We start from the raw sequence: 929 nt of genomic DNA, 5'->3' as shown, positions 1-929 counted from the left end.
GCCATGCCACGCATGAGCGATGAGCGACTGCGTCCCCTGGTGGAGCGGTTTGGTCAACTGGTACGCGAGCACGCCGTGTTCCGCGAAGCCTTTGGTCTCATCTGATTCAGATGAGGGGATGCCTCAGGAGCTGTACGCCAGGCCGAGGAAGAGGCGGTGCAGCCTGCTTTGGGCACACGCCAACCCAGACGCCCCTCCAGCAAGGGGGCAGCAGGGGCGTGAGCTTCAGGAGCAGCGCGACTGCTTGAGCCTCAACACCCCGCCAACTGCGGTGGGCCCTGTGCTGGGGCCCGCTTCGCAGGCCCAGAGGGCAGTGCCAGGTGCTCCAGAATGGCGCTCACCCTCCAGGGAGCTGTCAGGTACGCCAGCACCCGACGCTTGCCGCCACACCTCCCGCAGGCCCATACGTCCAGCGCGAACGTCCTGCGTAGCAGCCCCGCGAAAGTCCAATCGTGGCGTGCACTGCTTCTTCGGCTCCTCCACCGTCGCGGCAAACGACGGGCTCTTCTGCTCCGGCTCCGCCTTCTCTTGGGGGAACTGGTCACCTCCCAGGTGGGTGTGAAGGGCGGCTGGCAACTGGCCCGGACACCCAATGGGATCACCCTGAGAGACATCTACCGCGCGGTGGAGGGTGGCACGCTCTTCCCTCTTCACGGCAACACACCGAATCCCCGCTGCCCGGTGGGCAGCAGCATCCAGTCCACGCTCATCGGTCACTTCGAGGAGGCGCAGCTCGCCCTGGAGAAGGACCTGGCGCGCACGACCGTGGCGGATCTGGTCCAGCAGATCAGAGCGCACGCCCGCTAGGGCGTGTCCGCAAATTAGAGCCAGAGGCGGATGGAGGCGATATGGACCATCGCCAGGTAGTTGGCGGCGCGCTTCTCATAGCGCGTCGCCACCCGCCGGTTCTGCTTCAAGCGATTGAAGAG

Annotated in this window: 1 protein-coding gene and 1 pseudogene; one reads left to right on the top strand and one right to left on the bottom strand. The window is 65.8% G+C overall.

Annotated elements, in window-relative coordinates:
* Window positions 1-528 precede the first annotated feature (528 nt).
* Window positions 529-807: an Rrf2 family transcriptional regulator gene (locus tag D7W79_RS42290; RefSeq protein WP_244222285.1), complete on the top strand. Its 279-nt coding sequence runs from the start codon at window positions 529-531 to the stop codon at window positions 805-807.
* Between the two features lie 14 nt (window positions 808-821).
* Here D7W79_RS42290 and D7W79_RS42285 read toward each other — a convergent pair.
* Window positions 822-929, bottom strand: a pseudogene (locus D7W79_RS42285) (IS5-like element ISMra2 family transposase); the annotation flags it as partial.

Origin of the sequence: Corallococcus exercitus, assembly GCF_003611585.1 — a bacterium.
Lineage (GTDB): Bacteria > Myxococcota > Myxococcia > Myxococcales > Myxococcaceae > Corallococcus > Corallococcus exercitus.
The sequence above is the reverse complement of the archived record's forward strand: the minus strand, read 5'-3'. Positions and strand labels throughout refer to the sequence as shown.